Source organism: Elstera litoralis, from assembly GCF_000963705.1.
Lineage (GTDB): Bacteria > Pseudomonadota > Alphaproteobacteria > Elsterales > Elsteraceae > Elstera > Elstera litoralis.
This window is the reverse complement of the sequence record NZ_LAJY01000070.1, coordinates 1-10,351: the sequence shown is the minus strand read 5'-3', so window position 1 is coordinate 10,351 and position 10,351 is coordinate 1. Positions and strand designations below refer to the sequence as shown.

The 10,351-nt window shown below is 61.2% G+C and carries 7 protein-coding genes and 1 pseudogene; 3 read left to right on the top strand and 5 right to left on the bottom strand.

From position 1 onward, the window contains the following. Nucleotides 1-72: 72 nt before the first annotated feature. The 4 genes from metH to VZ95_RS03715 are packed head-to-tail and all read right to left on the bottom strand — an operon-like array spanning nucleotide 73 to nucleotide 6,746. Complete coding sequence (metH, locus tag VZ95_RS03730; RefSeq protein WP_045774684.1) at nucleotides 73-3,576, bottom strand: methionine synthase; 3,504 nt, start codon at nucleotides 3,574-3,576, stop codon at nucleotides 73-75. Between the two features lie 24 nt (nucleotides 3,577-3,600). Beyond that, complete coding sequence (gene metF, locus VZ95_RS03725) at nucleotides 3,601-4,458, bottom strand: methylenetetrahydrofolate reductase [NAD(P)H] (protein WP_045774683.1); 858 nt, start codon at nucleotides 4,456-4,458, stop codon at nucleotides 3,601-3,603. Further along, nucleotides 4,455-5,441 (bottom strand): ArsR/SmtB family transcription factor, encoded by a 987-nt coding sequence (locus VZ95_RS03720; RefSeq protein WP_045774682.1) that lies wholly within the window; start codon nucleotides 5,439-5,441, stop codon nucleotides 4,455-4,457. Before VZ95_RS03720 ends, metF begins: the two co-directional genes overlap by 4 nt. 54 nt (nucleotides 5,442-5,495) lie before the next feature. Next, complete coding sequence (locus VZ95_RS03715) at nucleotides 5,496-6,746, bottom strand: Hsp70 family protein (RefSeq protein WP_045774681.1); 1,251 nt, start codon at nucleotides 6,744-6,746, stop codon at nucleotides 5,496-5,498. 138 nt (nucleotides 6,747-6,884) lie between these two features. Between VZ95_RS03715 and VZ95_RS03710 the strand changes: the two genes are divergently transcribed. The 3 genes from VZ95_RS03710 to VZ95_RS22710 are packed head-to-tail and all read left to right on the top strand — an operon-like array spanning nucleotide 6,885 to nucleotide 8,326. Next, nucleotides 6,885-7,715 (top strand): carbonic anhydrase, encoded by an 831-nt coding sequence (locus VZ95_RS03710; RefSeq protein WP_232302465.1) that lies wholly within the window; start codon nucleotides 6,885-6,887, stop codon nucleotides 7,713-7,715. 53 nt (nucleotides 7,716-7,768) lie between these two features. Then, complete coding sequence (locus tag VZ95_RS03705) at nucleotides 7,769-8,023, top strand: hypothetical protein (protein ID WP_045774680.1); 255 nt, start codon at nucleotides 7,769-7,771, stop codon at nucleotides 8,021-8,023. Between the two features lie 3 nt (nucleotides 8,024-8,026). Continuing rightward, on the top strand, nucleotides 8,027-8,326 hold the full coding sequence (locus tag VZ95_RS22710; RefSeq protein WP_084627557.1) for a type II toxin-antitoxin system RelE/ParE family toxin: 300 nt from the start codon (nucleotides 8,027-8,029) through the stop codon (nucleotides 8,324-8,326). Between the two features lie 16 nt (nucleotides 8,327-8,342). On the opposite strand, the pseudogene VZ95_RS03695 reads toward VZ95_RS22710, so the two are convergent. Next, a pseudogene (locus VZ95_RS03695) lies at nucleotides 8,343-10,351 on the bottom strand (RelA/SpoT family protein); the annotation flags it as partial.

Below are 10,351 nucleotides of genomic sequence, written 5' to 3'. Positions count from 1 at the left end.
GCCCGCCCTTCGTCAGACTTAAATAGCGAGCGGGTTATACCCGCCTCCCCCCTCCACAGGCAAGGCCCAAAGCTAAACCGAGAAATACTTTGCCTGCGGGTGTAGTACGACAATGGCAGAGGTTGACTGTTCGGGATGAAGTTGATCTTCGTCCGATAGGTTCACGCCGATCTGCTCGCCGCCTAAGAGTTTCATCAACAAATGTTGATCCGCAAGATTGGGACAGGCCGGATAGCCGAAGGAATAGCGGCTGCCGCGATAGCCCTGCTTTAGCATTTTCTCGATATCGCGATCATCCTCGGCGGCAAAACCAAGCTCGCCACGAATACGCTTATGGACGTATTCGGCCATCGCTTCGGCCATCTCGACGCCGAGCCCGTGCAGATAGAGGTAATCCTGATAGCGGTTTTCGGCGAACCAATCGCGCGCCACATCGGCCACCTTCTGCCCCATCGTCACCACTTGCAGGCCGATCACGTCGCGCTGCGGGTCGTGAATATCGCGAAAGAAGTCGGAAATGCACAGGCCCTGGTCGCCCGCTTGGCGCGGCAGGGTGAAGCGCCCAGCTTCCGTCGTGCCATCTTCCTCGAACAGCACCACATCGTTCCCGTCGCCCGCGCATTTCCAATAACCGTAGACGGCCTGGGGCAGCAAAATATCGTCGGTCTGGCAGAGGTCGAGCATGCGTTTCAGGATCGGTTTCACTTCCTGGGCGGCCCAGGCTTTGAACTCGTCCAGCGACTTGCCCATTTTGCGGAAGCCCCATTGGAACTGAAACAGCATGGTTTCGTTCAAATACGGCACCAGCGTCGGCACGGGCACGCGCGCCAGCACGCGCGGCCCCCAGAAGGGCGGCACCGGCGGGCTTACGTCGCGGTGAAGCTCCTGGCGGCGCAGGCGGATTTCCTCGGCATCGACCGGGCGGCGTTCGGCATTGGCAGCCTGACCGAGAATGCGTTTCGTATGGGTCGGGCGGCTCGCGCGCTTTTCCTGCGTATCAGAAACATAGGTATCGAAATCGCCGCCGACGACCTTATCCATCAGTGAGAGCCCATCGAAGGCGTCGCGGGCATAGGCGACGCGCTGGCCACCGTAAGCGGTGACGCAATCCTCTTCGACGAACTTGCGCGTCAGCGCCGCGCCGCCGAGCAGCACCGGCACGTCGATGCCCTCGCGGCGCAACTCTTCGAGATTATCCTTCATGATAACCGTTGATTTCACCAACAGGCCGGACATGCCGATAGCATCAGCCTTATGCTCTTTTGCCGCCGTCAGAATGCTGGCAATCGGCTGCTTAATGCCGAGGTTCACCACGCGGTAGCCGTTGTTGGTGAGGATGATATCGACCAGATTCTTGCCGATATCGTGCACATCGCCCTTCACCGTGGCGAGCACGATGGTGCCTTTCTCCTGACCCTCGATCTTTTCCATAAAGGGTTCGAGAAACGCGACCGCCGTTTTCATAGTTTCGGCGGATTGCAGCACGAAGGGCAGTTGCATCTTGCCCGCGCCGAACAGCTCGCCCACCACTTTCATGCCGTCGAGCAGGAAACTGTTGATGATGGTGAGCGGCGGATGGGACTTCATCGCCTCGGCAAGCTCGTCTTCAAGGCCCAAACGGTCGCCGTCGACAATCCGATCTTTCAAACGCTCTTCGACGCTTTCGGCGCGCTTGCGCACAACTTTCGCGGCCGCTTGCCGACCTTCGAAGAGACCAAGGAAGACCTGCAACGGATCATAGCCCTCGCGGCGGCGGTCGAAGATCAGATCTTCGGCAACCTTCACCTCTTCTTCCGGGATTTTATGCAGCGGCATGATTTTCGACAGATGCACAATCGCGCCGGTCATCCCGCGCCGCACGGCGTGATCCAGGAACACCGAATTCAGCACATGGCGCGCGGCGGGGTTAAGCCCGAAGGAGATATTCGACAGGCCGAGGACGATCTGGCACTCGGGCAGTTCCTTGGAAATCCGTTCGATGGCCTCCAGCGTCCACAGGCCGAGTTTGCGGTCGTCCTCATTACCGGTGCAGATGGTGAAGGTCAGCGGATCGAACATCAAATCCGACGCGGGCAAACCGTAACGGTTCACCGCGAAATCATAGAGCCGATGGGCGATTTCCAGCTTACGATCAACGTCCTTCGCCATGCCCTCTTCGTCGATGGTGAGGGCGATCACCGCCGAGCCGAAGCGTTTGGCCAGTTCCATGCGCTTATCGGCAGGCACTTCGCCGTCTTCGAAGTTGATCGAATTGAGAATGGCCTTACCGCCGTAGAGCTTCAACGCGGCTTCCAACACGGGCAGTTCGGTGGAATCGATGACGAGCGGCGCATTGACCGACCCGCGCATGCGGGTGACGGCCTGGGTCATATCGTCGATCTCGTTGCGCCCGACGAAGGCGGTGCAGAGGTCGAGCGTGTGCGAGCCCTCTTTCACCTGCTCACGCCCCATCGCAACGCAGCCGTCCCAATCGCCGGCTTCCTGCAACTCACGAAATTTCTTTGAGCCGTTGGCGTTGCAGCGCTCGCCGATGGAGAGATAGGCATTCTCCTGGCGCAGCGGCACCGCCGTATAGAGCGAGGCGACCGAGGGCACCCACTGCGGCTTGCGCGCGACCGGCACCGGGCGGCCCAGGGAATTGCCGGTTTGCGTATCGAGTCGCCGCAGCATTTGATCGAGCGCGCGGATATGGTCTGGGCGCGTACCGCAGCAGCCGCCGACCATATTGATGCCGTCCTCGCGGATGAAGCGTTCGAGCCAGGTCGCCAGTTCCTGCGGGCTCAGCGGATAATGGGTTTTGCCGTCCACCAATTCCGGCAAGCCCGCATTCGGCTGCACCGAAATCAACCCCGGCCAGCTTTCACCGAGCCATTTCACATGCTCGGCCATTTCCTGCGGACCGGTGGCGCAGTTAAGCCCCATAACATCCACATCGAGCGAATGAATCACCGTGGCGGCTGCCGAAATATCGGCGCCGACCAGCAGCGTGCCGGTGGTTTCGACCGTCACCTGAACCATCAAACCGATGGGTTTTCCGGCCTCTTTGCGGGCGCGCTTAGTGCCGTTGACTGCCGCTTTGATCTGAAGTGGATCTTGGCATGTTTCGATAAGGATGGAATCCACACCGCCTGCAATCAGGCCTGCCGCCTGAATGTAGAAAGAATCCTCAAGGCTCTGATAATCGATATGCCCGAGGCTCGGCAGGCGCGTGCCCGGCCCAATGGAGCCGAGAATAAACCGCTGCCGCCCATCGGCCTTGAACTGGTCGCGCGTATCATTGGCGTGCTGGCCCGCGAGGCGGTTCAGCTCGAAGGCTTCATCCTGTAAGCCGAATTCCGCTAGCGTGATCGGCGAGCCGCCGAAGCTGTTGGTCTGGACCACATCCGACCCGGCCCCGTAATAATTGCCGTGGATTTCGCGGACGATATCCGGGCGCGACTTATTCAGAATCTCGGTGCAGTTTTCCTGCCCCAGATAATCGCGGTCCACGTCCAAATCCATTGCCTGCACCAGCGCGCCGGTGCCGCCGTCGCAAAGCAGAACCCGCTGTTTGAGGGCGGTCAGAAAATCACTCATAGCGCATCTCTCTCCAGCAAAAGGTTAAGCGGCAGCGGGGGCACGAACGCCGAGGCGGCGGCAGAGGGCCAGCGTTAGGTCGGCCCGGTTCAGCGTATAGAAATGGAAGTCGGAAATGCCTTCGGCCTTGAGCTTCAAGACCTGTTCCGCCGCGACCGACGCCGCGACCAGCTTGCGCGTTTCGGGATCAGCATCGAGCCCGTCGAAGGTATCGGCCAGCCACTGCGGTACGGAGGTTCCGCAGGCTTTCGAGAATTTCAGCACCTGCGCCACGTTCGTTACCGGCAGAATGCCCGGCACGATGGGAATAGAAATCCCGGCCTTGCGGGCGCGCTCAACAAACCGCACGAACAGGTCGGTCTCGAAGAAATATTGCGTGATCGCCCGCGTCGCCCCGGCGTCGACTTTGCGTTTCAGCACGTCGAGATCGGCGTCGAGCGATTTTGACTCCGGGTGGCCTTCGGGATAGGCCGCAACCGAAATTTCGAACGGCGCGATGCGCGTGAGGCCCGCGACCAGATCGGTCGAATAGCCATAGCCGCCGGGGGTGGGCTCGTACGGCCCGCCCGTCGGGGTGTCGCCGCGTAAGGCGACGATATGGCGGATGCCCGAGGCCCAATAATCCCGCGCGATTGCATCGATGTCCTCCCGCGTCGCGGCGACGCAGGTGAGATGGGCGGCGGGCTCCAGTTTGGTTTCCTGGCGCAGGCGGCGTACAGTTGCATGGGTGCGCTCGCGCGTCGAGCCGCCCGCGCCATAGGTCACCGAAACGAAGCTGGGGTTGAGCGGGGCCAGCTTTTCAACCGCCGACCACAGCGAGGCTTCCATCTCTGGCGTCTTCGGCGGAAAAAACTCGAAGGAAATAGCGAGAGAATCGCTCATCGGGATAACTCCAGGGCAGAAGAACGGTTTGATGCGGTCCCGGTGTGGCGGGCCGACCAAAGAATGACGGTAAGGGGTTTGCCGGGCAGCACTTGCGAGGGTTCGGGCTCCAGCCCTGCGACTTGGCACCAGGTATCGACATCGCCCTGCGGAAAGCCTAAGCGGCGGTGGGCGTGGCGGTCGCGTAATTCTTCGAGATCATGCGGCGCGAAATCGACGACCACCAGCCGCCCGCCGGGGCGCAGCACGCGCGCGGCTTCCGTCACCGCGCCCGCCGGGTCTTCGAGATAATGCAGAACCTGATGCAGTGTAACCGCATCGAAACTCTGCGCCGGAAACGGCAGCGCATAAAGATCGCCTTGCCGAACGGAGCAGTTCTTCAGCCCGGCCTTATCGAGATTGGTGCGCGCCAGCGCCAGCATTTCGCGCGACAGATCGAGCCCGATGGCGCGCTCGGCCTTCGGGGCCAAAACCTCCAAGAGGCGCCCGGTTCCCGTGCCGATATCGAGAATATCGCCGAACGGCCCCGCGCCCAAACGGGCCACGACCGCCGCTTCAACCTCGTTTTCCGCCACATGCAGGGTGCGGATGCGGTCCCAGTCGGCGGCATTCTCATCGAAATAGCGCGCGGCACTTTCCGAGCGCGCCTGCTTTACCGTGTGCAGCCGCTCAAGATCGAGCTGGATTTGCGCGTCTTGCAGCGACAAGCGCTCCACCAGCCCGCGCGCCAGCGTCGCCCCGAGCCCGCGCTGGCTGAGGCGAAAAAACGCCCAGGAGCCTTCGCGGAACCGCTCCAGCAGCCCGGCATCGCAGAGAACTTTCAAATGACGCGAGACACGCGGCTGACTTTGCCCCAGAATCGCGGTGAGATCGCTCACCGTCAGTTCCGAATCGGCGCAGAGCACCAGCAGGCGCAGGCGCGTTTCTTCCGCCGCCGCGCGCAGGCGTTCGAGAAGCAGGTCGAGGGGCTCTAAATCCGTCATAGGGACATATAAATATATCTTTATGTGTTTGGAAAGCCCTTTTCGACGCGCCGCCTAGTTAAACAGTCTTTCAGCCTGCCACGCGAGGCCAGAGGCTACCCCGCCGAAGGCATCGAAGGGCGTCATCGCGGCGTCCGGCACCGCTGCCGCGATCGCGCGCTGCACGAGGGGCATCAAGGAAGAACCGCCCGTGAGGATAACAGCATCGATGGCCCCAGGGGCAACCCCGGCCGCTTTCAGGCAGGCGTGAACCTCCGCCGTCAACTGCCGCCCCGCCCCGGCCAGCGCCGCTTCCAGCGCTTCGACCTTCAGCATCAGGCTCAAAGCATCTTCTAGATAGACCAGCGGCATCGCGTAATCGCCCTGCGTCGATAGGGCGATTTTCGCGGCTTCCACCGAGGCCGCCAAGCGATGCCCGTCGCGCTGTTCCAAAACCCGATGCAGCCGGTTGAGCGGTTTTGCGTCGCGCGCTTCCGCCGCCATCCGAACCACCTCCCGGCTGAGAGCTGGATCGTAGAGAAACGCAATTTCCGCCCAGGTGGCGAGCTTGGTGTAGACCCAGTTCGGCGGCGTTAGATCATTGCGCAGCAAAGGCTGCTGATAGCCCAAAAGCGGCATGACCTCGGCGAGCGACAGGAAGCGGTCGAGATCGGTCCCGCCCAAGCGCAAACCGCCGTTGGCCAGAATATCTTCGGCCTGATCTTCGTCGGACGTGCGGTCAGGCCGCGCCCGAATAATCGAAAAATCGGACGTACCCCCGCCGATATCGGCCACCAATACCAGGGTTTCCCGTTCAATCTGCCGCTCGAAGGCCAATGCCGCCGCAATCGGCTCATACTGAAACACGACCTCGCGAAAACCGACGTGCTGGGCGATATCTTCCAGCACATTCTGGGCTTCCCGGTCGGCGGCCTCGTCGCCATTGACGAAATGCACCGGGCGACCGTGGACGAGTTGGGTGATGTCCTCGCCCAACGCTGCTTCCGCCCGCGCCTTTACCGTGCGCAGGTAGAGCGCGATAATATCGGTAAAGCGCCAGCGCCGCCCCAGCGCGACCGTCTCTTCCTCAATCAGTTTGGTGCCGAGTGCCGATTTCAGCGAGCGCATCAACCGCCCCGGCTCGCCGTCCAAATAGGCGCTCATGGCGGCGCTGCCGATTTCCACCGTTTTATCTTCCGACTGGAAAAACAGCGCACTCGGAATGGTGCGCGCATCCGGCTCCAGCGGCAGCAATTCGGCTTTACCCTGGCGCACAATCGCCAAGGCCGAGTTGGAGGTTCCGAAATCAAGCCCGCCCGCTGCCATAATCGCTACCTTTCTCCAAGGGAGTGCCAAAGGGGCGCGGACCCTAACGGCGGATGGGCGGCGTGTCCAGGGGTTTCCGTAAGCTGCCCCTTGACCCCAGCGCCGATTCGCTGAAATCTCCTCCCCATGAATGATGCAGTGCAAAAATATCTCCGCGATAAGGTGCTCACCCGGCTGGTCACGGGCTTTAAGGAATTTCGCCGCGACTATTTCGAGCGCGACCGCGAGCTTTACGCCGACCTCAGCCAAAAGGGCCAGTCGCCGGAAGTGATGATCGTCGCCTGCTCCGATGCGCGCGTCGATCCCGCCATCGTGACGCGCACCGAGCCGGGCGATCTCTTCGTCATCCGCAACGTCGCCGCCATCGTGCCGCCGCGCGAGGCCGACCGGCACTATCACGGGACTTCGGCGGCGCTTGAATTCGGGGTGAAGGGGCTTGGTGTCGGCCATATCGTTATTCTCGGCCACGCCCTGTGCGGCGGCTTGATGCATCTGCGCGACCGTGCCCAGGGCCAGCGCGCCGCCGTGGATGCTGGGGAAGACCAAGAAGACAGCGCCTACGAATTTCTCTCCGATTGGGTGAAAATCGCCCTGCCCGCCTTTGATGCGGTGGAGCCGCTGCTGGGAACCCTGCCGCCCGACGAGGCAAGGCGCACGCTGGAACAGGCCGCCGTGCTGGTCTCGCTGTCGAACCTGCTGAGTTTTCCGTGGATTAGAGAACCCGTCGCCGCCGGCACCTTACGCCTGCACGGTTGGTACTTCGACCTTACTTCGGGTGAGCTTTCCGCCTTCGATCACGCAACCGCCAGCTTCCGCCCTGTTCGCGAGTTGCCGGACGCGCTGCCGTCGGACATCGCCGCCGTCGCCGCCCGCATGATCGCCGAATGCGGCTCCTGCGCGCCGACGCTGGGGCTTAACCGCTTCGTTGCGGAAAAGGCGAAGTTTTGGTGTGAGACGGTGAAGGGATAGGGCAGGGCCGGTTCAGATGGACAGGGCCGCCGCGGGTAATTACACTTGGCTCTATGACGCATCGCATCGATATACAGGATGCCACTGCCGAGCGATTGGCGCGGCTGCAAGCCCTGACCGGACAGGACGTGGATAGCGTTCTGAATGCGGCGCTCCAGGCGCAACTAATCGAACTGGAAGACAGAGCGTTGCGCGCGGCGGTTCAATGCGGCGTGGACGAGGCGAATGCCGGTATTTTCTCCTCCCGAAGCCTTGATGAGATTTTCGCGCAAGGCATTGAACAAGCACGCCAGCCCCGACAGGGGTGACCTATGCGGTTTCGCCTTACCCGACTAGCCGATGCAGATTTGGTTGAAATTGCCGAGTATACGGCCCGGCAATGGGGCGAAGCACAGGCGCGGAAATATGCCGCTGCCTTTATAGAAGCCTTCCAACGCCTCAGTGATGACCCGATGACACCGGCGAGCCGGGCGCGGGATGATCTTCAGCCAGGGTGCCGCATCCTTACCATTGAAGAGCATTTCATTGTCTATCGTCGCCGGAATGGTACGACGGAAATTCTACGCGTCCTTCACCGCCGTATGAATCTTCCTCTACACAGGCTCTCTTGAGCGAAATCCGCTAGCCCTACCCCCGCGACCGATCCACAGAGTTAATCGCCGGGGTTGCCCGCAGCGCCGCGATGATATTCGTCAGGTGCCGCACGTCGGTCACTTCCACGTCCACCAAAATCTCAAAGAAATCCGTCGAGCGCGCGACGAACTTTAGGTTGGTGATATTGCCCTGATTCTTGCCGATGACCGTGCCCAGCGTGCCAATGGTGCCGGGCTCGTTGGAGGCGATCATATGCAGCCGGCCGATATGATGCTCCGGCATACTGGTATCGGTTTCCCACGACACATCGATCCAGCGTTCGGGCGTGTCGGAGAAGGCTTCGAGGTTCACGCAGTCGATGGTGTGAACGGTGACGCCCTTGCCGGTGGTGACGATGCCGACGATGCGGTCGCCGGGCAGCGGGTGGCAGCAGCGCGCGTAATGAACCGCCATACCGGGGATCAGGCCGCGCAGGGGCACCCCGCCGCCCTCTTTGCGCGGCTTGGGCTTGCCAATCGGCGAGGGCGGATTTTTCGCGGTCGGCTTGGTGCCGGGGAAGACGGTATGAATGACTTCCCGGCCCGTCACCAGCCCCTCGCCGACCATCGCATAGAGATCGTCGATGGTGGGGGCTTGCAGGGTTTTCAGCACCCCTTCCAGGGCTTTTTCGGTGAAGGCATAGCTTCGTGCCGGAATTCCTTTTCGATCACCGTGCGCCCGAGCGTCATATACTGCGCACGGCGCTGAATGCGCACATAGCGGCGAATGCGGGCTTTCGCCTTGCCGGTGACAACGAAATCTTCCCAATCCGCCGAGGGGGTTTGCCCCTTGGAGGTGATGATTTCCACCTGGTCGCCGTTTTGCAAAATCGAGCGCAGCTGCACGATCCGGCTGTTGATCTTAGCCCCGACGCAAGTATCGCCAATCTGGCTGTGGACGGCATAGGCGAAATCGACCGGCGTCGCCCCGCGCGGCAGTTGGATTAACTCGCCCTTGGGCGTGAAGCAGAACACCTGATCTTGGAACATTTCCAGCTTGGTATGTTCCAGAAACTCCTCAGGTCCGGAGGCGTGTTCGAGAATATCGAGCAATTCCCGCAACCAGCGATACTGCGCGCCTTCGGACTTAGCCCCGCCCATCGTCGGGGCCGGGATGATGGCTTTCTCCGCCCCCTCCAGGGCTTGATCGGAGCCTTGACGCTTATAGTGCCAGTGGGCGGCCACGCCATATTCGGCCACTTCATCCATCGCATCGGTGCGGATTTGCACTTCGATGCGCTGGCGCTGCGGGCCGATCACGCTGGTATGGATCGAGCGGTAGCCGTTGGGCTTCGGCGTTGAAATATAATCTTTGAACCGCCCCGGCACGCTGGGGTAGAGCGCGTGCAGCACGCCGAGCGTCTCGTAGCATTTATCAGCGGTCGGTACGACGACACGGAAGGCGATAATGTCCGAAAGCTGCTCGAAAGCGACATTCTTATGCTGCATCTTGCGCCAGATCGAATAGGGCGCTTTCTCCCGCCCCTTCACCTTGGCTTCGATGCCGGATTCGGTCAGCTTGGCGTGCAGTTCGGCGATGATCTTCTGGATCAGATCCTGCCCGCCGCCGCGCAAATATTCGAGCCGCTTGACGATGGAGGCGCGCGCTTCGGTATTGAGCTGGGCGAAGGCGAGGTCTTCCAACTCGTCCTTCATCGTCTGCATGCCGATCCGGTCGGCGAGCGGCGCATAGATTTCCAAAGTTTCGGCGGCGATGCGCGAGCGTTTTTCCGGCTTCGGAATGAAGTTCAGCGTCCGCATATTGTGCAGCCGGTCCGCCAGCTTCACCAGCAGCACGCGAATATCTTCGGACATGGCCAGCACGAACTTACGGAAGTTTTCCGCCTGTTTCGTTTGGTCCGACTGCAATTCGATGCGCGTCAGCTTGGTGACGCCATTCACCAGCCGCCCGATTTCCTTGCCGAAGGCTTTTTCAATATCGGCAAGCTTAACCTCCGTATCCTCGATCACATCGTGCAAAAGCGCGGTGACGATGGAGGCGGT

Coding starts and splice junctions, on each gene's coding strand:
- VZ95_RS22710 (WP_084627557.1), top strand. CDS start 8,027: ATGCGGTTTCGCCTTACCCGACTAGCCGATGCAGATTTGGTTGAAATT.
- metF (WP_045774683.1), bottom strand. CDS start 4,458: ATGAGCGATTCTCTCGCTATTTCCTTCGAGTTTTTTCCGCCGAAGACG.
- metH (WP_045774684.1), bottom strand. CDS start 3,576: ATGAGTGATTTTCTGACCGCCCTCAAACAGCGGGTTCTGCTTTGCGAC.
- VZ95_RS03715 (WP_045774681.1), bottom strand. CDS start 6,746: ATGGCAGCGGGCGGGCTTGATTTCGGAACCTCCAACTCGGCCTTGGCG.
- VZ95_RS03720 (WP_045774682.1), bottom strand. CDS start 5,441: ATGACGGATTTAGAGCCCCTCGACCTGCTTCTCGAACGCCTGCGCGCG.
- VZ95_RS03705 (WP_045774680.1), top strand. CDS start 7,769: ATGACGCATCGCATCGATATACAGGATGCCACTGCCGAGCGATTGGCG.